General features: G+C 68.5%; 14 protein-coding genes. 5 read left to right on the top strand and 9 right to left on the bottom strand.

Going from position 1 to position 21,528, the window contains the following annotated elements:
- Nucleotides 1-943: mannonate dehydratase (gene uxuA / locus EDF69_RS19100; RefSeq protein WP_204991474.1), on the bottom strand; the 943-nt coding region annotated here is incomplete at its 3' end.
- Between the two features lie 168 nt (nucleotides 944-1,111).
- Between uxuA and EDF69_RS19095 the strand changes: the two genes are divergently transcribed.
- Entirely contained in the window at nucleotides 1,112-2,605 is a 1,494-nt protein-coding gene (locus EDF69_RS19095) for a UxaA family hydrolase (protein WP_132883679.1), read from the top strand.
- Between the two features lie 58 nt (nucleotides 2,606-2,663).
- Nucleotides 2,664-3,422, top strand: coding sequence for a FadR/GntR family transcriptional regulator (locus EDF69_RS19090; RefSeq protein ID WP_132883680.1), 759 nt, complete (start codon nucleotides 2,664-2,666; stop codon nucleotides 3,420-3,422).
- 2 nt (nucleotides 3,423-3,424) lie between these two features.
- Here the strand turns inward: EDF69_RS19090 and EDF69_RS19085 are convergent, their stop codons facing one another.
- The 4 genes from EDF69_RS19085 to EDF69_RS19070 form a co-directional block, all read right to left on the bottom strand.
- Nucleotides 3,425-4,891: a mannitol dehydrogenase family protein gene (locus EDF69_RS19085; RefSeq protein ID WP_132883681.1), complete on the bottom strand. Its 1,467-nt coding sequence runs from the start codon at nucleotides 4,889-4,891 to the stop codon at nucleotides 3,425-3,427.
- Nucleotides 4,888-6,303, bottom strand: a complete 1,416-nt coding sequence (gene uxaC / locus EDF69_RS19080; RefSeq protein ID WP_132883682.1) for a glucuronate isomerase — start codon at nucleotides 6,301-6,303, stop codon at nucleotides 4,888-4,890. Before uxaC ends, EDF69_RS19085 begins: the two co-directional genes overlap by 4 nt.
- A 100-nt stretch (nucleotides 6,304-6,403) precedes the next feature.
- Nucleotides 6,404-7,426: a LacI family DNA-binding transcriptional regulator gene (locus EDF69_RS19075; RefSeq protein ID WP_132883683.1), complete on the bottom strand. Its 1,023-nt coding sequence runs from the start codon at nucleotides 7,424-7,426 to the stop codon at nucleotides 6,404-6,406.
- Between the two features lie 120 nt (nucleotides 7,427-7,546).
- Nucleotides 7,547-10,111: a glycoside hydrolase family 3 C-terminal domain-containing protein gene (locus tag EDF69_RS19070; RefSeq protein WP_339538986.1), complete on the bottom strand. Its 2,565-nt coding sequence runs from the start codon at nucleotides 10,109-10,111 to the stop codon at nucleotides 7,547-7,549.
- Between the two features lie 287 nt (nucleotides 10,112-10,398).
- Between EDF69_RS19070 and EDF69_RS19065 the strand changes: the two genes are divergently transcribed.
- The 3 genes from EDF69_RS19065 (at nucleotide 10,399) to EDF69_RS19055 (ending at nucleotide 14,178) form a co-directional block, all read left to right on the top strand.
- On the top strand, nucleotides 10,399-11,229 hold the full coding sequence (locus EDF69_RS19065; RefSeq protein ID WP_132883684.1) for a 2-keto-4-pentenoate hydratase: 831 nt from the start codon (nucleotides 10,399-10,401) through the stop codon (nucleotides 11,227-11,229).
- Nucleotides 11,210-12,496, top strand: coding sequence for an MFS transporter (locus EDF69_RS19060; protein ID WP_132883685.1), 1,287 nt, complete (start codon nucleotides 11,210-11,212; stop codon nucleotides 12,494-12,496). Before EDF69_RS19065 ends, EDF69_RS19060 begins: the two co-directional genes overlap by 20 nt.
- A 62-nt stretch (nucleotides 12,497-12,558) precedes the next feature.
- Nucleotides 12,559-14,178, top strand: a complete 1,620-nt coding sequence (locus EDF69_RS19055; RefSeq protein ID WP_132883686.1) for a family 43 glycosylhydrolase — start codon at nucleotides 12,559-12,561, stop codon at nucleotides 14,176-14,178.
- Nucleotides 14,179-14,353: 175 nt separating this feature from the next.
- On the opposite strand, the gene EDF69_RS19050 is transcribed toward EDF69_RS19055, so the two are convergent.
- From EDF69_RS19050 to EDF69_RS19035, 4 genes are all read right to left on the bottom strand, one after another.
- Nucleotides 14,354-15,538 (bottom strand): DUF885 family protein, encoded by a 1,185-nt coding sequence (locus EDF69_RS19050; protein ID WP_132883687.1) that lies wholly within the window; start codon nucleotides 15,536-15,538, stop codon nucleotides 14,354-14,356.
- Nucleotides 15,535-19,386, bottom strand: a complete 3,852-nt coding sequence (locus EDF69_RS19045; RefSeq protein WP_132883688.1) for a LamG-like jellyroll fold domain-containing protein — start codon at nucleotides 19,384-19,386, stop codon at nucleotides 15,535-15,537. Before EDF69_RS19045 ends, EDF69_RS19050 begins: the two co-directional genes overlap by 4 nt.
- Before the next feature lie 239 nt (nucleotides 19,387-19,625).
- Nucleotides 19,626-20,354, bottom strand: a complete 729-nt coding sequence (locus tag EDF69_RS19040) for a 2-keto-4-pentenoate hydratase (protein WP_132883715.1) — start codon at nucleotides 20,352-20,354, stop codon at nucleotides 19,626-19,628.
- Between the two features lie 123 nt (nucleotides 20,355-20,477).
- The gene (locus EDF69_RS19035; RefSeq protein ID WP_132883689.1) at nucleotides 20,478-21,467 is read right to left on the bottom strand and encodes an alpha/beta hydrolase; all 990 of its coding nucleotides are present in this window, start codon (nucleotides 21,465-21,467) and stop codon (nucleotides 20,478-20,480) included.
- Between the last annotated feature and the right edge of the window lie 61 nt (nucleotides 21,468-21,528).

The raw sequence follows: 21,528 nt of genomic DNA, 5'->3' as shown, positions 1-21,528 counted from the left end.
CCTCGTGAAAGGCGCCCTCCGGCTCGCGCTGCACGGATCGCAGATGCAGGAAGCCGATGCGACTGCCCAGCCGTTCGACCATGCCCGGAAGGTCGTTGTCGGCGCGCACCCCGAACGAGCCGGTGCAGAAGCAGAGCCCGTTGGAGGGGTTGGGGACCCGGGCGAACAGGTCCGAAACGTCCGCCTCGGTGCTCACCACGCGCGGCAGGCCGAAGATGGGGAAGGGGGGGTCGTCCGGGTGAACGACGAGCCTGATCCCGAGCGCGTCCGCTTCCGGACAGACCGCCTCAAGAAAGGCCAAATGGTTGGCGCGCAGCCGGCCGGCGTCCACATCCGCGTAGGTGTCGATGCAGCGGAGGAATTCGGCAGAGGTGAAATGCTCTTCGCTTCCCGGCAGGCCGGCGATGATGGTCCGCTCCAGGCGGAGCCGTGCCGCCTCCTCCATGGCGTGATGGGCACGGTCTGCGGCATCGCGTATCGCGGGATCATAGTCCGCGGCGGCATCGGGGCGGCGCAGGATATGCAGGTCATAGGCCGCGACCATGACCGGATCGAAGCGCAGCGCGCGGGCGCCGGTCGGTAGCGGCCACGCAAGGTCCGTTCGCGTCCAATCGAGCAGGGGCATGAAGTTATAGGTGACGACGGTGATGCCGCAGGCGGCGAGGTTGCGCAGGCTCTGGAGATACGCGTCGATCAACTGGTCCCAGCTGGCCGAGCGGGTCTTGATCCCCTCATGCACCGGCAGGCTCTCGACCACCGTCCAGCCAAGTTTCGCCTCCTCGATCTGCGCCTTGCGAGCGGCGATCGCCTCTCGCGACCAGACGGCACCGTTCGGCACCTCATGCAATGCGGTGACGACTTCGCTGGCCCCGGCCTGGCGGATGTCGGCCAGCGCGACCGGATCCGCGGGGCCGAACCACCGCATGGTCTGCGTCATCATCATGGGCGTCGAACCTCTGGAGAAACGGCACCGCCGAGACGGCGGATTGGGGAGGATCCGACGCTAGTACGCAGCCCGCGGTCAGACAAGTAGATGGGCACGATGGCACGCCTTGCAGACGAGGCCCGCTAAAGTTATCTGAGTAATGTCTCCAACAGGCGAACCTTCCCGATGCACCTGATCCGTTCCGCGCTCCAGGTCGATCCCCGCGACGATGTGGCCACCGCCCTGCGCGACCTGTCGGCAGGGGAGACGGTGACGGTTGGCGATACGACCGTGACGCTCTGCGACCCGGTGGCGAAGGGCCACAAGCTGTCCGTTCGTCCGATTGCGACCGGCGACGAAGTCGTGAAGTTCGGCTGGCCGATCGGACGCGCGACGATCGACATCCCGGCCGGGGCGCACGTCCATACCCACAATGTGCGCACGCTGCTGGAGGAGGCGCAGCAGTATGTCTATGCCGCGGCTCCGCCGGTGTCGGCCGTGCCTGCTGAACCGCGCACTTTCGATGGCTACCGCCGTGCGAACGGGGCGGTCGGTACGCGCAACGAGATCTGGATCTTATGCACGGTCGGCTGCGTGGGCGCGACGGCGCGGCGGCTGGCCGAGCTCGCCGAGCGGCGCTTTGCGGGTCGCGTGGACGGCATTCACGCCTTTCCGCACCCCTACGGCTGTTCCCAGCTGGGCGACGACCTCGATCATACCCGGACGATGCTGGCGAGCCTGGCGCAGCATCCCAATGCCGGCGGCGTGCTGCTGATCGGCCTTGGGTGCGAGAACAACCAGATGGACGCGCTGCTCGCCTCCGCGCCCGGCATCGACCGCAATCGCCTGCGCTCCTTCACCACCCAGATGGTTAGCGACGAATATGAGACGGGCCTCGCGATGATCGAGGAACTGGTCGCGTTGGCCGAGCAGGACCGACGCGAGCCGGTGCCGCTGTCGGAACTGGTGCTGGGGCTGAAGTGCGGCGGCTCCGACGGGTTCTCGGGTGTTTCGGCCAACCCGCTGGTCGGGCGCGTCGCAGACGCGGTGGCGAACGCAGGAGGAACCCCGGTGCTGACCGAAATCCCCGAGATCTTCGGCGCCGAGCGTATCCTGATGGCGCGCGCCAAGGACGAGGGGGTGTTCGGCGAGATCTGCACGCTGGTCGAGGACTTCAAGGGCTATTTCATTGCCCATGGTCAGCCCGTCTATGAGAACCCGTCGCCGGGGAACAAGGCGGGCGGCATCACGACGCTGGACGAAAAGTCCCTGGGTGCGGTGCAGAAGGCGGGTCGAGCGCCCGTGGTCGACGTGCTGCGCTATGGCGAACGTGTGCGGCAGAAGGGGTTGGTGCTGCTGGAAGCGCCGGGCAACGACGCGGTATCCTCAACGGCGCTGACGGCCGCGGGCGCTACCGTGATCCTGTTCACCACCGGGCGCGGGACGCCGATGGGGTTTCCGGCGCCGACGCTCAAGATCGCCTCCAACACCGGGCTTGCCGAGCGTAAGCCGGGATGGATCGACTTCGACGCGGGGCCGCTGCTGGAAGGGGAGGCACCGGAGGCGGTGACCGAACGGCTGCTCGACCTGGTGATCGCCACGGCTTCCGGTGCAGAGACACGCGCCGAGCGCAACGGCGAGCGGGAAATCGCGCTGTGGAAGCAGGGTGTGACCGTCTAAGTCGATGGATGACAGGGCCAGTCGTGCCGCCTAGGCTGACGGGGTGCAGGAACCCAGCATGACCCGACCCGCCGGACGCAAGCTCTACCAAGCGATCATCGACGCCCTTCAGGCCGACATCGTCAGCGGGCGCTTCGCACCGGGCGACCGGCTCCCCACCGAACGCGAACTCGTCGATCGTTTCTGCGTCAGCCGCCTGACGGTGCGGGAGGCGGTGATCGGCATGGAGATCCTCGGACTGGTCGAGGCACGGCGTGGATCGGGCGTCTATGTGACCGCCCACGCGCCGGGACTGCTGCAGCCGTCCGATCTGGACATCGGGGCGTTCGAACTGATCGAGGCGCGCCGGCTGGTGGAGGGGGAGTGCGCTGCGCTGGCTGCGCTCACCCGAAACGAGGCGGACGTGGCAGCGTTGCGCGACATTCTGGAGCGGATGATCGCCGAGAACGCGATCGACAGCCCGGACGAATATGCCGATCGCGAGTTCCATCGCCAGATCGCGCGGGCGACCGCCAACGACGCGATGGTGCTGACGATCGAGACGCTGTGGGACGTGCGGCATCGCTCGCCCCTCTGCATGGCCGTGCTCGACCGCGCGCGGCGGGCAGGGGAGAAACCGCGCATCGAGGACCATCGGGCCATCCTCGATGCGATCGCCGCGGGCGATCCGGACGGGGCGCGCCAAGCCATGCGCCGCCACCTGGGCCGCGTGATCGAGCACTTGCTCGAGGCGACGCAGAACGATGCCCTCGAACGAGCCCGCGCCGAGGCGGCCCAGTTGCGGGATCGCGCAAACCGTTTTTCCGCGATCCGCTGATCCTACAGCCGGGCGAGGGTCGCGCGGGCGCCCTCCGTCTCCAGGCGGTGCAGCCAAGCCGCGAGAAGCTGTGCCAGCGCGGCGTCTTCGGCCAGAGCAGGGGGGAAGATCGCGTCGAGCGCGAGCAGCGCTGCCACCTTCTCCTCGGCCGTGATGGTGCCCTCCAATGCCGCGGCGGTGCGCGCAGCGAGTGGATCATCGACGGTAAAGGCTCTGCCCTGGTCGTCGATGCCCTCCTGCCAGCGCATCCACGCGGCAACGGCAAGCTTCAGGGCGGGGCAGCGGGTATCCGTCGCGCGACACGCGGCGATGCTTGCAAGCAGCCGCTGCGGCAGCTTTTGCGATCCGTCCATCGCGATCTGCCGGGTACGGTGCTGGAGCGCGGCGTTGGCGAAGCGCGCCATCAGCTGTGCCCGATAGGCTGCGACGTCGAGGCCGGGCGGCGGCGACAGCGTCGACTCCGCCTCCTCCCACAACCGCTCGACGAAGCGGCGGCCTTCGGGCAGCGCCACTACCTCGTGCACGAAGTCGATGCCTGCGAGACCGCCGAGATAGGCGATGCCTGAATGCGCCCCGTTGAGCAGTCGGAGCTTGGCCTCTTCCCAGGGCGCGACGTCGTCGGTGAGCTGGACGCCAAGCGCCGCGAAGTCCGGCCGCGGACCCGCGAAGCGATCTTCGATCACCCATTGGGAGAAGGGCTCGGTCTTGACCATCGCCTGGTCCTCCACGCCCAAGGTCCGCGCGAGTTCGGCGATATCGGCGTCGGTGGTGGCGGGGACGATCCTGTCGACCATGGTCTGCGGGAAGGCGCCCTCCGCCTCGATCCAGGCGGCGAGCTCCGCGTCGTGCGCGGCGGCCATGCGCAGCACCGCCTGGCGCAGTCGCGCACCATTGTGCGGCAGGTTGTCGCAACTAATCGCGGTGAAGGGGGGAAGGCCCGCAGCGCGGCGGCGGGCGAGGGCCGCGACCAAGAAGCCCGGGGCGGTACGAGGCGCTTCAAGGCTGGCGAGGTCGGCGGCGACATCCGCATCCGCCTCGATCAACGCGCCGGTGGCGGGGTCGAGCTTGTAGCCCTTCTCGGTGATCGTCAGCGTGACGAGATGCGTGTCGGGGCTGGCGAGCGCGGCGACGACCGCCGCCGGATGCTCGGGCGCCACCAGCACGGTCTGGACCGCCCCGATCAGCTGCAGGCGCCGGGCGTCGCCCTCGCGCTCGACCAGCGTATAGAGCCCGTCCTGTGGTACCAGCTGGTCGCGCACGCCCGGAGAACGCAGCGATACGCCGATGATGCCCCAGCGCAGGTCTCCTGCGGTGAGCGCGGCGTCGAATACCGCGGCCTGATGTGCGCGATGAAAGGCGCCGATGCCCAGGTGGACGACGCCCGCCTTCACCGCGGCGCGGTCATAGGACGGGCGGGCGACTTCGGCGGGCAGCGTTGCCAGGGTCGCGTTCGAAAGGCGTGCGCTCACAGCTTGTAGGCCTGCTTGACGAGGTCATAGGTCAGCGCCTGCGCGACTTCGTGCGCCTCGTCCTCGGGCAACCGATGCTCGGCGACGAGGCGTGCGAGGAAGGCGCAGTCCATTCGCCGGGCGACGTCGTGGCGCGCCGGGATCGACAGGAAGGCGCGGGTGTCGTCGTTGAAGCCGACCGTGTTGTAGAAGCCGGCCGTCTCGGTCACCCGCTCGCGGAAGCGGCGCATGCCCTCAGGGCTATCGTTGAACCACCAGGGCGGGCCGAGGCGCAGCGAGGGATAGTGGCCGGCGAGCGGCGCGAGCTCCCGCGCATAGCTGTCCTCGTCCAGGGTGAAGAGGATGATGTTGAGCCGCGGGTCCGAGCCATAGCGGCTGAGCAGCGGATGGAGCGCGCCGACGAAGTCCGTCGCCATCGGGATGTCGGCGCCCTTGTCGCGGCCGAACTGCGCCATGAGGGTCGCATTGTGGTTGCGGTGGACGCCGGGGTGGATCTGGAGCGTCATGCCGTCGTCGATGCTCATCCGGGCCATTTCGGTGAGCATCTGGGCGCGGAACAGCTCGGCCTCGGCGGCCGTGCAGCTGCCGGAGCGGACGCGGGCATAGAGGCGCTCGGCTTCTGCCTCGGAAAGGTCCGCGGTCGCGGCGCTGGGGTGGCCGTGGTCGGTCGCGGTCGCGCCGCCGACCTCGCGGAAATAGGCGCGGCGGTTTTCGTGCGCCCGCAGGTACCCCTTCCAGCTCGACACGTCCTCGCGGGCCAGTTCCCCCAATCGCTCGACGTTCTGCCGGAAGCCTTCGAACTCGGGGTCGAGCGCGGGGTCGGGGCGATAGGTTGTGATGACCTTGCCCTGCCATCCGCTCGCGCGGATCGCGCGATGGTGGTCGAGCGGGTCCAGCGGACCCTCGGTGGTGGCGATTGCCTCGATGTTGAAGCGCTCGAACAGCGCGCGGGGGCGGAACGCCTCCTGCTTCAGCGCGGCGTCGATGGTGTCGTAATAGGTTTCGGCGTTGGCGGCGGACAGCACCTCGTCGAGCCCGAAGATTTCGGCGAACACCCAGTCGAGCCACATGCGCGATGGGGTGCCGCGGAACAGGTAATAGTGGCTGGCGAAGCGGCGCCAGATCGCGCGCGGATTGGCCTCGGTGGGCCCGCCGTCGACGCGGGGTACGCCCAGTTCCTCCAGCGGCACGCCCTGGCTGTAGAGCATGCGAAAGACATAATGGTCCGGGATGATCAGGAGGCTGGCCGGATTGCCGAACAGCTCGTTGCGATCGAACCAAGCCGGATCGGTGTGCCCATGGGGCGAGAGGATCGGAAGGCCCGCGATGCGCTCGTACAGTCGCCGCGCGATCGACCGGGTGGTCGGATCGGCCGGCAGCAGCCGATCAGGGTGAAGCGAAAGCTTGGTCATCGAACGGCCTCGGGCAGAAAGGGAGGCGGGCGGCCCGCCGGCAGTAGGCGGAAGGATGCAAAAGCGGCTGGAGACTGTCCAGCCAATTTGTCAGATATCTTTAGGTGGACGGTGCCGCGACCGAGGCGCGCCGGATCAGCGTCGACAGGAACAGCGCGTGCTCGCCGTCCTCGTCACCGACACTGTTGCCGATGAGCTTGAGCGCGGCCGCCCGCGCCATGGTCTCGATCGGCCAGCGCACGGTGGTGAGCGGGGGCCAGAGGTGCGACGCGATGGTGGTGTCGTCGAAGCCGATGATCGACAGGTCGGCCGGAATCTCCAGCCCGCGCTGCCGGGCAACATGGATGGCGCCCGCCGCCATCTCGTCGTTGGAGGAAAAGATCGCGGTGGGGCGGGGCGAGAGGTCGAGCAGCCGCTCAGTCGCGCGCATGCCGGAATCGAAGGTATAGTCGCCGGGTGCGATCCAGGTGCGGTCGAACGGCAGTCCGGCAGCCTTCATCGCTTCCTCGTAGCCAGATTGGCGTTCGAGCGCGGAGCGGAAGCCGCGGGGACCCGCGATGACGCAGATGTGGCGGTGACCCGCCTCGATCAGATGGCCGATCGCGTGGCGGACCGTTTCGCGGTCGTTGGAGGCGACCATGCGCTCCGGCACATCGAATGGGGCCGATCCCATGCGGACATAGCGGCAGCCGATGGACGCGCAGAGACCGGCGAGCTGGTCGTTCTCGGAAATCGGCGGCAACAGCATCACGCCATAGGGGCGCTGGCGTTCAAGGAAGCGGCGGATTTCACCCAGCATCTCCGGGTCACCGCGATCGACGGGGTGGACCAGCAGCTCGAATTCGGTGTCGCGCAGCACCTCCAGAAGTCCGTGCTGCACGCCCAGCACCATCTGCGCATTGGGATTGTCGTGGATCAGCGCGATCACGAAATTGCGGCGCAGCGCCAGCGCACGCGCCTGCGGATTGGGCGTATAACCCAGCTCGGCGATCACCTGCTCGACGCGCTTGCGCGTGTCCTCGTTCAGAAGGTCGCTGTTGTTGATGACGCGGCTGACCGTCTTCTTCGAAACGCCGGCGAGACGCGCGACGTCGTTGATGGTGGGCTGGGAGGCCTTGGTCATGGCGCATCCATAGCGACCGAGCGAAGTTGTTTGCCAGCGGCATTTGGACGCACCCCTGCGGCAGGGGCGCGTCCGATGATCCGAACCGGCAGCGGCGTGATCGGAGCCACTGGCAATGTTTCAGCGCGGCAGCAGCTTCTCGCCAGAGATCGCGAATGAAGCGGCTGCTCCGGCCGCCGGGGTGTGCCCCGGCCACGATGCCGGCTGGCCGCCACCAACCCAGAGGTCGACCTGGCCGGTGGAAATGCGACGGCGGCCCTGCGGGTCCACGTAGCTGAGCTGTCGGTCCTTCAGCGCGAAGCGAACCGTGCGCGTCTCGCCCTTCTTCAGGTGCACCCTTTCGAAGCCCTGCAACGTGCGGATGGCAGCGCCGTCCTTGCCGGGATGCGCGACGTACAGTTGGACGACCTCGTCGCCGTCCATGCCGCCCGCGTTGGTGACATCCACCGACACCGTCACCGAGCCATCCGCCTGGATCGTCTTGTCGCTGACGCGCGCATTCCGATAGGCGAAGTCGGTGTAGGAAAGGCCGTGGCCGAAGGGGTAGAGAACCTCCCCGTCGAAATAGCGGTAGGTCCGCCCCTTCATCGCGTAATCGTCAAACGCGGGCAGATCGTCGGCGGACTTGTAGAAGGTGACCGGGAGGCGTCCGGCCGGGCTATAGTCTCCGGCGAGAAGGCCGGCGAGGGCATGGCCGCCCTCGCCACCTGGATACCAGGCCTCGACGATTGCCGGGATGTTCTTGTCGGCCCAGTTCACGCTCAGCGCCGATCCGTTCATCAGCACCAGGACGACGGGCTTGCCGGTGGCATGGACCCGTTCGAGCAGCTTTTGCTGGGGCTCGGGCAGGTCGAGGCTGGTGCGATCACCGCCGGCGAAGCCTTTCGCCTGAACCTTCATCTCCTCGCCCTCGATGCGGGCGGAAAGGCCGCCTGCGAAGATGACGACGTCAGCTTGGCTTGCGGCTGCGACCGCATCGTCGCCATTGGCGCTCGGCAGGCTCCAGAGAAGCTGCTGCTGGCCGCGCGCGCCGCGCTGGAAACCCTCGATACGGACGGCGTAGCTCTTGCCCCGCTTCAGGCGGATGGATCCCGAGAGGATCGAGGGCGCGTCGCCCACGCCCCACTCGTCCACGACCAGCTTGTTGTCGATCCAGACGCGGTAGCCGTTCTCGCTGGAGAAGCGGAAGCGATACTCGCCGGTTTCCGGGGCCACCAGCGTGCCCGTCCAGCGTGCGGAGCTTTCGCGGTCGCCGCTCCACTCCACCCGTGCGTTGGTCGCGGCTTCCGTGGCGTTCGGCGCCCCCTGCAAGTCGCGGTTGGCGTAATGCTGGACTCGGAGCCCCCGGAAAGCCGTGTCCGGCACCGGCGCTTCTGCCGGCCCAATGAGGCCGACGCCCTGCGCATGGAGGATCCGCGCGTTGGGATAGCGCGCGCGGATGCCGTCGAGCACCGTCACCGGCCGGGACGGCGTGCCGTAGTAATTGCCCACCAGCGTATCGAAGCTGTCGGCGTTGGGCCCGATGACGGCGATCGTGCGCGGCGCGCTCTTGAACGGCAGCAGGTTGCCCTGGTTCTTCAGCAGCACCATCGACGCCTCGGCCATCTCGCGCGACTTGGCGCGATGCGCGGGCGTGTCGTAGTCCTTCGCCGTGATGGCCGGGAACGGCAGCTGCGGGTCGAACAGGCCGAGCCGGATGCGCGCCTCGAACAGGCGCTGGAGCGACCGATCCACGGTCGCCTCGCTCATATGCCCCGCCCTGACGGCCGCGACGATGTTCTCCGGATCGGTCGTCATGCCGTTGCGATAGTCGCCGCAGATCAGGTCCATGCCGTTCTCGAAGCCGGCTGCGACACCTTCCGGAGCGGTGTTGGTGTAGTGCAGCGCGTCCTTGCGATAGATGTTCGCCGCTGCCCCGCAGTCGGAGACCACATAGCCCTGAAAGCCCCAGTCGCGACGCAGATACTGTTGCTGCAGCACCGCGTTGGCACAGCCCGGCACGCCCCAGACCGCATTGTACACGCACATGATGGAAGCGACCTTGCCCTCCGTCACCGTGGTGCGAAACGCCGGCAGATAGGTGTCCTCCAGATCGTGGAGGCTCGGGTACACGTCTTCGCGGTGGCGGTTGCTTTCCGGGCCGGAATGGACCGCGAAATGCTTCGAGGTAGCGATCGTCTTGAAGTACTTCAGATCGTCCCCCTGCAGGCCTCGGATGAAGGCGGTGCCGATCTGGCCCGTCAGATAGGGATCCTCGCCGTAGGTCTCCTGCCCGCGTCCCCAGCGCGGATCACGGAAGATGTTGAGGTTGGGGGACCACACGGTAAGCCCGCGATAGAAGTCGCTCCCGCCATCGGGATGGCGCCGCTCGAGATATTTGGCGCGGAACTCGGTAGAGATCACGTCGGCGGTATCCCGCATCCGATCGACGTCCCATGTCGCCGCCATGCCGATGGCTTGCGGAAACACCGTTGCGATGCCGGCGCGCGCCACGCCATGCAGCCCCTCGTTCCACCAGTTGTACTTGGGGATGCCCAGTCGGGGCAAAGCAGGCGCGTCGTGGCCGAGTTGGAGCGCCTTTTCCTCAAGGCTCATCCTGGAGACGAGATCGCGGGCGCGTTCGGCAGGGGGCAGCTGCGGATTCCGATAGCGGAGCTCCGAAGGCGCGGACTGCGCGGTGGCCACGCTGATTGGCGCAACCGACGACAGCAATAGAAGTCCCATCAGCAACGTGCGAGCCACGCGACACCTCCCCAGTTTTTCTGTTTGGATCAAACTGTGCACATCGACGGGAGGCGGTCAACGAAATTGGTAACGCTATCTTGGCCTGCCTCTGCGCTTCCGAACGCAACGCGGCCGGCTGTCTCTGAAGAGATTCTGAGTCCGCCTTGAGCCGCAAGCGCATAAACTACCTTGCTCCTGACACCGGTTTCCAATAGCCATGCCTGCGAAATGCTGAGGATGTTCTGTCGATGAGCGGGGAAGAGGCGATCGCACGGGCCTTTGTGGAGGCTCGGCGTGTGGGTGCGGCGCTTCCCACCTATCCGGGCGCGCGTCCGACCTCGCTAACCACGGCCTATGGCGTGCAGGACCATGCGATCTCCTTGCGTGGCGGTGCCGTCGCCGGGTGGAAGGTGGGCCGCGTGCCGGCGCCCCACAGCGACACGTTGGGCGTGCCGCGGCTCGCTGGGCCGATCTTTGCCGACCAGATCCAGAACGCCGGCGACGATCCGGTGGCGCTGCCGGTGATCGCGGGCGGCTTTGCCGCGGTGGAAGCCGAATATCTGCTGCGCATCGGCCGTTCGCCACGCCCGGGTACGCAGCGGATCTCACTGGAGGAAGTCGTCGAGCTGGTCGACGCGGTGCATGTCGGGTTCGAGATCGCGAGTTCGCCCTATGCGGGGATTAATGCGGACGGACCGCTGGTCACGATCAGCGACTTCGGCAATCATAACGCATTGCTGATCGGCGCGCCGGTGGCGGACTGGTCGAGCCGGGCCTTTGAGGACTGGCAGGTTGCGACCTTCGTCGACGGCACCTGCGTCGGTGAGGCGAGCGCGCGCACCATGCTCGATGGCCCGTTCGGCGCCGTCGCGTTCCTGGTCGAGAGTCTGGCTGCGCGCGGCCGGACGCTGGAGCCGGGGCAATGGGTCTCATCAGGCGCGGTGACCGGCGTCCACCAGGTGGCGGTCGGGGCGCGGGTCGAGGCGCGGTTTGGAACACTTCGGGTGAGCGGCACGATAGAGGCCGCCGCCCGGCAGGAGAGTATGTCGGAGACGAAGCATGGAGAACGGACGGGCTGATCCGATTGCAGGCGCGGTAGCGCGGGCGGGTCGCTATCGTTGGGGGATCGTCGCGCTCCTGTTTACGGCGACGGTGATCAACTACGTCGATCGGCAGATGATCGGCGTGCTCAAGCCGACGCTGTCGGCGGACCTCGGCTGGAGCGAGACCGACTTCGCCGACGTCATCTTCTTTTTCCAGTTCGCCTATGCGATCGGCTACCTCGGCTTCGGCCGGATCATGGACGTGATCGGCGCGCGCTTCGGCTATGCCATCGCCTTCGTCATCTGGCAGATCGCACACATCGCCCATGGCGGCGCGTACAGCGTCACCCAGTTCGCCATGGCACGCTTCGGCCTGGGTTTAGGCGAATCTGGCAATTTCCCCGCGAGCATCAAGGCGGTCACCGAGTGGTTCCCGGCGCGCGAACGGGCACTGGCGATCGGCGTGTTCAACGCCGGCGCCAACGTCGGCGCGATCATCACGCCGCTGGTGGTTCCGATCATCACCGTCACCTATGGCTGGCGTGCGGCGTTCATCATCACCGGCTTGGTCAGCCTGCTGTGGCTGGTCGCCTGGCTGATGATGTATCGACGCCCCAGCGAGCATCCCAAGGTAACCAACGAGGAGCGCGCCTGGATCGAGCAGGATCCCGCCGATCCGGTGACGGCGATCCCGTGGAAGCGGCTGATCCGCGTGCGCGAAACCTGGGCCTATGCGCTGGGCAAGTTCTTCATCGACCCGATCTGGTGGTTCTTCCTGTTCTGGCTGCCGGGCTATCTGGGCGAACGCTATGACCTGGACCTGCTGAGCTTCGGGCCGCCGCTGGTCGCCATCTATCTGCTGTCCGATCTGGGCAGCGTCGCGGGCGGCTGGTTGTCGGGGCGGTTCATCAACGCGGGCAAGAGCGTCAACTACGCGCGCAAGATGACGATGTTCATCTGCGCCTGCGCGGTGGTGCCGGTGTTCTTTGCCCAGTCGATCGACAACCTGTGGCTGGCGGTGCTGGTGATCGGCGTTGCGACCGCGGCGCACCAGGCGTTCTCGGCCAACCTCTACACCCTCCCGTCCGACCTGTTCCCGCGTGCGGCGGTGGGTTCGGTCGTCGGCATCGGCGGCACTGTGGGCGCAATCGGCGGCATGCTGATGGCCAAGTACGCAGGCTATGTCCTCGACAGCATCGGCAGCTATGTGCCGCTGTTCGCGGTGGCGGGCTCGGCCTATTTCCTGGCGCTGCTGTGCGTCCACCTGCTGTCGCCCAAGCTGGTGCGCGCGCAGGAAGTCTGAAGGCAGGCGCGGGCGGCGCACGCACGCCGCCCGCTGCTGCACCCCCAAGCTGGAGAAGTGCGATGGGATTGAGCAGGCGCGACGCGCTGGGGACGGCGTTTGCCGGGGGTGCAGCGGCGATGCTGGGCGGAACGCCCGCACGGGCGGCGGGGACGCCGGCGGCGCCTGAGGCTTGCAAGGCGGGCACAGCGAGGGACTGGAAGCGCGGCTTCGACAACCAGCGGATCGCGGACCTGGGCGACGGGCGGTTCCTGAACCCACTGCTGGCCGGCGACCACCCCGATCCGGCCATCCTGAAGGATGGAGGGGACTATTACATGACGTTCTCCAGCTTCGACAGCTATCCGGGGCTGACGATCTGGCACAGCCGCGACCTGGTGAACTGGCAGCCGCGCAAGGCCGCGCTCAACCGCAACATCGGATCGGTGTGGGCGGTGAGCCTGGAAAGGCACAAGGGGCGGTATTTCCTCTACATCCCGGTGAAGGCCACGCCGAACGACATCTATGTCAGCTGGGCCGATCATATCGACGGGCCGTGGTCCGACCCGAAGTCGCTGGGGCTGCACGAGCATATCGACCCGTGCCATGCGGTGGCCGAGGATGGGTCACGCTGGCTGTTCCTGTCGGGCGGCGACCGCATCCGGCTGTCGGACGACGGGCTGTCGACCATAGGCAAGGTCGAGCATGTCTATGACCCCTGGCGCTATCCGGACGAGTGGGACGTCGAGAGCTTCTCGCCCGAGGGGCCCAAGATCGTGCGGCACGGCGGCTGGTATTACCAGATCACCGCGGTGGGCGGGACGGCGGGACCGCCCACCGGGCACATGGTGATCGTGGCACGATCACGCTCACTCCACGGGCCATGGGAGAATGATCCGGCCAATCCAGTGGTGCGAACCGAGGATGTGTCGGAACGCTGGTGGTCGCGCGGCCATGCGAGCCTGGTCGAGGCGCCGGACGGGAGCTGGTGGTCGGTGTACCACGGGTTCGAGAACGGGTTCTGGACGCTGGGGCGGCAGGCGCTGCTGGACCCGATCGAATGGACCGCCGATGGCTGGTTCCGGATGAAGGGCGGCGACCTGTCGCAGCCCATCGCCAAGCCCAGGGGCGGCGCGGCGCTGCCGCATGGGCAGCCGCTGTCGGATGACTTCCGGACCCTGCAGCTGGGGGCGAAGTGGAACTTCTTTCAGCCCGGACCGAACGAGGCCGCTCGGGCGCGCGTGGAGAATGGCACGCTGGTGTTGAAGGCAACCGGCAAGGCACCGAGCGATTCCTCGCCGCTGATGCTGATCGCGGGGGACCGGGCGTATCAGTTCGAATGCACGATCGAGATCGCAGCCGGCGGGACCGCGGGCCTGGTGCTGTTCTATGACGACAAGCTCTATTGCGGGCTGGGCTTCGACGAGACCCGGTTCGTGACGCACCAGTACGGCATCGAGCGCGGGCGGCCGGCGAACCCCTATGGCCGGCGCCTGCGGATGCGGGTGGCGAACAAGGAGCACATCGTGGCCATCCACCTGAGCGGCGATAACGGGCGGACGTGGAAGCGCTTCGACCGCGGAATGGAGGTCTCTGGGTACCACCATAATGTGCGGGGCGGGTTCCTGATGCTGCGGCCGGGCTTGTATTCGGCCGGGGCGGGCGAGGCTCGGTTCCGGGACTTCCGGTACCGGGCGTTGTAGGGGACGGAACCGGGTTCCGGCGGGCGCGGGAGCTCGGTGAGGGCTAGAAGCGGGCGACTCTTCTTCTTGTACCCTGGCGGAGGCCGGGGTCCAGTTGCGGTGCCGAGGCGATAGGTGCGCGTTCTTCCGGGGCCTTCCCTACTGGGCCCCGACCTTCGCCGGGGCACGGAGTGGTTCAGGCCAGGCGCTTCCAGTCACCATACACTTCGGTGCGCATGCGGCCGTGGCGGAGCATGGCCTGGTGGAACATCACCCGCCGCGCCGCCGGTACGCGAGCGGCGGTGTCGGCGAGATCCAGCCAGGCCATGGCCTCCGAGGCCCGGGTAGCGGGTTCCTTGGCGATGCGGGGCAGGTCGATCTCGAACGGGGCGAAATAGCCGGGCTCGCCCTGCCAGGCGATCAGTTGTGCACGGGCCTGGTCGATGCTCCATCCGTCGAGGTGGATGCCCAGATCCGCGAGGCCGCGGGTGACGCGGAACAGCAGCCAGTGGCTGTGGCCGAGTTCGCCGAGCGGGTCGCCCTTGTAGACGCCATCGGCGGCGGCGAGCTGTTCGGCATACATCCCCCAGGCTTCGGCATAGGAGGGGGCGTAGCGCCGGCGCAGCGGGTGCGGGTCGGCAAGCACCTCCATCGGCATCTGCGTCATGTGGCCGGGGAGCAGCTCGTGGTGGACGGCGCCCCTCAGGCTCCAGCTGGGGCGGCGGGCGATGTCCTTGAGGTCGACGACATAGGCGCCGGGCTTCTGCGGGGTCGGCAGTTCGCGATAGCCGCCGCGGCCGGCGGCGAGCTCGGCCGCTGAGAGGCGGCGGGCGGTGACGTCGAGGCAGAAGGGCGGGACGGGGCCGAGCAAGGCGGGCACGCGCGCGCGGGCGGCGTCGAGCACGCGGTTCATGTCGGCGACGGCCTGGTCACGGCCGGCGTCGCTGTCGGGATAGTGCCATTGCGGGTCGGCGAAGAGGGCGCGGTAGCGTTCGCCGACCGACCCCTGGGTGCGGCCGAGGCCGCGGAACAAGCGGTCGGCGCGGGCGGTGAGGCGGTCGAGCTCGAGCGTCAGGCGACGGCGGGTGCGGGCGGGGGTGACGTTGGTGCCGCTGCGTTGCTGGAGGAGGAGGGTGTAGCGCTCGGCGCCGGTGGCAGTGGCGAGTTTCGCGTCGATCGCGAGCCCCGCGCGGGCGGTGAGCAGGTCGAGGCGCTGGCCCGGCGGGAGCGCCCTGGCATCGAAGCTCGCGAGGTGCGCGGGGTCGCCGTCCTTCTCGGCCGCATCCAGCGCGGCGCGCAGGTCGTTGCGGCCCCCCAGCGCGAACGCCGGGGTGGCGAGGATGCCGAGGCCAGCCAGGACAGCGCGCCGCGTCGCCTTCATCGCCGAACGAGCTCGGCGAGGGGGACCTGGTTGTTCTGGCGCGTCACCTCCGGCGCGTCGCCCGGGAGCGCGACGCGGACCGAAAGGGTGGCGGGATCGACCCCGCCGGGGATGCTCAGGCGCACGGTCGCGGTCTTGGGGCTCAGGTCGGTGGGGGCGGCGAGTGCCGGTACCGCCGCGTGGGCAACTTCACGGCCGGTGGCGTCCACCAGCGTCACCGCGCCGCCGACCACAGGTTGCGAACCGAGGCTGTGGACCGTCACCGATACGCGGCGGCCCTGCACGGTGACGTCGTCGATACCGATGCCCAGGTCGGAGCGCTGCTCGACCGGGCTGCTCGCCTGGCTGAGGGTGAAGTCGAGCACGGTGGTGGTGCCGGGGGCAAAGGTCACTTCCGTCGAGGCGCTGCGCTCCAGGGTGAGCTGGCGCGTGTCGATGGGGGTGAGGGTGGTGCCGCCGTCGCTGCTGGTGGCGGCCTTCATCGTCCAGGTGCCGCCGGTCACGGTCCACCCGGTCATGGTCGCGCGCTGGGGCTGGCTGGTGGTGTTGTAGGCGATGACGCGGAAGGCGTCGGGCCTTGGGTTGGGAACGAGGATCGCGACCTGGGTTGCGGCCTCGGGCTGGTCGAAGCGCCAGCTGACCGTGTTGCCGGGCCAGGTCTGGTTGCGGCGCAGCGCGATGCCGCCCAGGCGCTCGCGCTGGAGGATCTCGTTGGGCTGGTCGACGCGGTCGGACCACCAGTGCCCTTCCGTGTACATGTACATGTGCTGCGCCTTGTCGGCGATGGCGTCGGCGTGGAGGCGTTCGAGCCAGCTGCGGTCGCCGGTCGCCGCCCAGGCGCTGTAGAGCGGGAAGGGATCGCCCGAGGCCTCCGCCTTAGCCGGGGCGGTCGCGAGGAGCTGGCCGCCCATCGGGAGGGCTTGGAAGGCGTTCTCGTTGAACTCCGCGAGTGCGGCGAGCCCAGCTTTTGCGAGGCGCGTCTCGATCGGGCGGAGGTATTTGGCGTCACCGGTAAAGCGCCACGATGCCCAGGCGGACTGGAGCGGGACGGTGGCGCCGCCGCCGTCGCCGACGCGCGTCGCATCCGTCCGCCAATTGATCTCGTTGGGATAGCTCCAGTTGCCGTCGGGGCCTTGGGTGCCATGTGCCATCAGCCCATCGACGACGCCGGTAACGAGCCCGCGCGCTGCCGGGTTGGCGTTGTAGAGGCCGAGCAGGATCGGGCCGTGGAGGACGGTGAAGCTGTAGGGCTTCTGCCACTCGAACGCGCCCTCGCGATAGACCTTGCGGGCGCCGTACCAGTTCGAGGAGAAATGGAGGTGCCCGGCCGGATTGCGGGTGATGATGCCGCCGAGCGCCTTGGTGGTGGCCATGATCCGCTCGACGGTGCGCGGCTCGCCCCAGTTGAGGTAGAGGCGTTCGGCGTCGGCGTTGAGGCCTTCCTCATAGGCGTGGAGCTCGTCGGTGGTGAGGACGCCCAGACCGTTCTCGATCATGCCGTTCTTGTAGACGGCCTCGTCCAGCGCGCGCAGCGACGCGTTGATCTTGTCCGGGTCGACACCCATCAGCGCGAGGCCGGGCCATTGCTGGGTGAGGTCGGTGTCGTCGGAGATGCCGCCGCCGAAGTCGCCATAGGGGACCTGGCGCTCGTCGATCCACCAGTTCACGAAATGGCGGGCGAGCTTCAAATCCTCGAGCTGGCGGAACGCCCAGAGCGGCACGCCGGCGGGCGGCTGCGGCTGGGTGAAGGCCGGCATGTTTTCGGGGCGGTAGTTGATGTCCGCCCAGTAGCGGCGCGCCTCCGCATGGTCGGGGTCGACGCGCAGCAAATCGGAGATGTCGGCAAAGACGCGGCGGTAGAGGCCGGCATTCTTGGACGCGGTGTGCTCCTCGACCAGGAAGCCCCAATTGTCCCTCACCTGGTTGAAGCGGTCGGCGACATGCTCCTTGGTGGCCTCTGCGCGGTCCTTGAAGACGAGGCGCAGCTTGGCGCCGTTGAGCGCATCGGCGTTGAAGTCCGGCGCAGCGGACGCGATCGTCAGGAAGAGGCTGTCGTTGTTGAGGATGCGGTCGCGCAGATCCAGCCAGAGGGTGCGCGCCTCGCCGGGGCGGACCGAGACCTGCACGTCGATCATCTGGCGATCCGGCCAGATCGGATCGTGCACGACGATGCTGAGCGGAATCAGGCCCTTGGCGTCCGGTTTAAGCTGCATCGCGGGCAGGTCGATGGCGATACCGTCGAGACCGGCGTGGAGGTTCTGCCAGCCATAGTCCCAGGCGCGGGCGAGCGGCCTGTCCGGAAAGGCGTCGCCGAAATTGGAGGGGACCAGCAGGTGGACGATCGGGCGCGCGTCGGCGCGGCGGACGGCGGCGCCGCTCTCGGCCGAGCTACCGGCGCCGACCGCGGTCTTGATGCCGCCCGCCGGCATGGCGACGGCGGTGGCCTGCTCGTCGGGCGCATAGCGGCCCGCGACATAGGCGTTGAGCGCGGAGAGGGCGGGGAGCTGCGACGACGCCTTGGCATCGACGACATAATCGAGGCTGAACAGGCCCTTGGGCGGCGTTCCTGCCGTGACGTTATAGGCCCAGATCTCCTGGATCGGCTGTTCCTGCATCACATTGGTGAAGCGCAGGCGGCCTCCGGTCTTCGCCACAAAGCTGTCGCTGGTGCGGACCACGCCCTGGGGACGCTTGGCGAGGGTCGCATAGTCGCCGCCCTCGGGCGCATAGGCGAGCGTGCCATAAGCGGCGCCGCGGATGGCGACGCGGTTGAAGCGCTCACCGGCGGGAACGGCGAGGTCGTAGGTCTTGCCGCCCTCGACATAGACGTTCCAGTCGGGGAGTTCGAAATAGTCGTCGCGGCCGGGGAGCTTGGAGCGGTTGTAGACGCCCGGCCAGGTGGTCTCCGGGATGCCGTCGCCGCCCTTCCACATCCACTGTTTCAGGTCCTTGGCGTCGGCGAACTCGACCTTGCGGATGGTGGTTGCGGCGTCGGCAAGGACGGGCGGGCTCTGGCGGTCCCAGCCATAGCGGTGGAGCCACGCCGTGCGGCGGGCGGCGGTATCGTCGGCCGGGGGTGCGGCGGGCTCCTGTTTGCCGGCGAGCGCGCTCACGCCGGTGGCACCGAGCATGCGGTCATAGACGCGCAGGTCGTCCACGTCGGAACCGCGCATGAAATTATAGCGGCTCTGCACCTGGTGGGGCGAGATCACGCGGCCGGCGAGGCCGAACTGGTCGAGACCGGAATCGAGGTCGGCCACCTGCCGCTTGGCGGCGACTTCGCGCCCGTCGACATAGAGGCGCACGCCCACCGTCTCGTCCCAGGCGAAGGCGAGGTGGTGCCACGCATTGGGGTCCGGGATCTCCGGAATGGTGTAGGAGACGCGGATCCGCGCGAGATTAGCGTCGGTGACAAAGGCGTCGAAGCCGTGGCCGTTCCAGTCGATGCGCAGGAACGCCATGTCCCAGCTGGTGTGATCGGCAAATCCGGTGCGGAAGATCACGAAGGGGACGTCGTTCAGGGGATCGCGCGCACGCCACCAAAAGGCGAGGGTACCGCGTTCGGCGCGCATGTTGCCGGGCGCCTTCCACGCGACATAGCCGGCGTCCGACCAGCGCGCGGCGCCGCCGATGGCGCCATCGGCGACGGTGCTCATGCCGCTGCGGAAATTGGGCACCGGGTCGCCGGCTGCGTGCTCGGCGGTGAAGCCGGTGTCCAGAGTGGCGTGGAAGATCAGGCTCTGGTCGGCGGCGGGCGCGGCAGTGGCGGGTGCCTGAGTCTGGGCGGCGGCCGGGGCGGCGAGGACGGCGACGGCGAGGGCCAGCGCGGAAACGGGGGAACGGGTCATTCTCTCTCCTCGGGCCGGCGGAGGTGCGGGGTGGTCCCCGTCTGTTTGGCCGGTGGCGGGCATTGGGTGTGCGGTCGACGGCTAGGGCAGGAGGCGGAAGGCGGCAGCTGGACTTGTACCCCGGCGGAGGCCGGGGTCCAGTTGGGAAGGCCCCCGAGAGGCGAGCCCCAACCCCACCCGCACCGCAACTGTACCCCGGCCGTCACCGGGGTACGGCAGCATGGCGTGGTTGGGGATCGTCACCGCGCCACGATGGTGCAGGCGGTGGCGAGGCGATTGTCGAAGCGGACGTCGACGCGCGCGCCGAGCGACACCTGGTGGACGCCGGTGACGGCCCCGGACGAGATCCAGTCGCCCGGCTGGAGCGCGATGCCGCGGGCGGCGAGCAGCTCGAACAGGAAACGCGCCGCGCCGAAGGGTCCGTCAAGCATGGCGGCGGCGGTGGCGGCGCCGATCGGGGCGCCGTCGATGGTGAGCTCGACCGGCCAGTCCGTGATGTTGGCGTCGCGCCAGTTGTCGATCGCCGGGCCGATCACCAGGCCGTTGTTGTTGCCATAGTCGGAGATGGTGACGGTAGCACCGAGCGCGTTGATGCCGGGAAAGGGAGAGCTGGCGATCTCGATGCCGGCGTGGACGGCGTCGATCAGGTCGATCGCCTCCTCCATCGTATAGTGGAGCTTTGCGGGATCGGGCGCGGTGCCCACGCGCAGCAGGAACTCGGCCTCGGCTGCGGCGAAGCCGCCGCGGAATACCGGCATGGCGACCGGCGTTCCGGCGCCCGCGGCGGTGACGATCTGGTCGGCAAAGATCGGGCCGGCGAGGCGGTTCACGCCCTCGATCGGCGGGTCGATCTTGCCGACCTTCCACCCCGCGACGCGGCGGCCGTCGAGCGCGAGGGCGCGGTCCTGCACCGCATAGGCCTCTGCCAGCGCAGCGGGGATGGTGCCGGGATAGTCGACGATCGCCATGCCCTCACGGCGCGCTCGCACGAAGGTATCGGCGATGCGTTCGATATTCTGCTGCAATACGGTCGCCACCTGGAGCTCCTCCAATCCAAATCTGATAGCGGTGTCAGCGACACCGGTTCGCGTTCAGCCGAAGCCGTGGGTCTTGGCCCAGCGCGCGAACAGTTCGGGCCAGATCCCCGCCGGCTTGCCCGCCGCACCGCGGATGCCGAAGCCGTGGCCGCCCTCGGTAAACAGGTGCGTCTCGACCGGTACGCCCGCGCGCTTGAGAGCGGCGCGCAGCGCGAGGCTGTTTTCGACCGGCACCGTCGCGTCATCCTCGGCATGGACCAGGAAGCAGGGCGGGGTGGTGGCACGGACGCTGTCCTCGGGGCTGTGCGCAGCTTCGAGCGCCGGCGTGGGGTGGGTGCCAAGCAGCTGCGTGCGCGATCCGCCGTGGGCGACGGGGAGGCGCATCGACTGCACGGCGTAGATGGGGGCGGCAATGTCGGGACGGGCGCTCAGCCGGTCCGCGGCATCCACCGGCGCATAGACGCGCGCGTGGTATCGGGTGGCGAGGTCGCCGCAGACGTGGCCGCCGGCGGAAAAGCCCATCGCGGCGACGCGATCCGGACGGATGCCGTAGCTCTGCGCACGCGAGCGGATGAGGCGTATCGCCCGTTGGCTGTCCTGGAGCGGGGTGTCGGGACCCGCCGCCCAACCATCGCCTGGCAGGCGGTAGAAGAGCACGAACACGGTCCACCCCCGCTCTGCGAGCCACCGGCCGATCTCGAAGCCCTCCTTGTCGAGGACGACGCGGACATAGCCGCCGCCGGGCGCGACCATCAGCGCCGATCCGTTGGGCTTGCGCGGGCGGAACACGACGAGGCGCGGCCGGTGGGTGCCGGTCACGGCGCGGTCGGAAAGGGCGGGATCCTTGCTGCGTTCCTCGATCCGCTCGACCGGCAGCGTGGCAGGGGCGCCGGGAGCGCCGTTCGGCCACAGCTCGAGAATCTCAGTGGGATCGGGGGACGTGCCACGGGCCGGCGGGGTGGGTTGCTGGGCCCGCGCGGAGCCTGCGGCGGCCGCGGCCATCACGGAGCCGAGCGCGGCCAGCGTCTGTCGCCGATCGATCATGCAGAATTCCCGCGGAAGAAAAGAAGGGCGCCCCAAGGGAGGAGAGCGGGGCGCCCGGGAC

It is taken from the genome of Sphingomonas sp. JUb134, assembly GCF_004341505.2.
Taxonomy (GTDB): domain Bacteria; phylum Pseudomonadota; class Alphaproteobacteria; order Sphingomonadales; family Sphingomonadaceae; genus Sphingomonas.
This window is presented reverse-complemented; position numbering and strand designations above follow the sequence as displayed.